Origin of the sequence: Micrococcus sp. GbtcB5, assembly GCF_019091605.1 — a bacterium.
GTDB lineage: Bacteria > Actinomycetota > Actinomycetes > Actinomycetales > Micrococcaceae > Micrococcus > Micrococcus luteus.
Map to the genome: position 1 here is coordinate 1 of NZ_JAGXJK010000472.1, position 236 is coordinate 236.

A 236-nucleotide genomic window follows, 5' to 3' on the forward strand; every position below is an offset into this window, starting at 1 on the left:
GGGATATGCCCCACTAAGACACAGCGTACATGGTGAACTCCCACGAGATCTACCACGGCGGCTTCCTGTTCCACCTCGCGGACTCGGCGCTGGCGTACTGCGTGGCGACCTACGGCGCCGCCCCCGTCACCCGGCGCGCCGAGATCACCTACGTGGCGCCCGCCAGGCGCGGCGCGCACCTCGTGGCGACCGCCCGCCAGTCGGTGGAGTTCGGCCGCGACCGCATGATCGAGGTC

General features: G+C 70.3%; 1 protein-coding gene. It reads left to right on the plus strand.

Annotation, left to right across the window (positions count from 1 at the left end; all coding sequences use genetic code 11):
* Nucleotides 1-29: 29 nt before the first annotated feature.
* A partial coding sequence (locus tag KVS67_RS13155) for a hotdog domain-containing protein (RefSeq protein ID WP_305799843.1) occupies nt 30-236 on the plus strand: 207 nt, incomplete at its 3' end.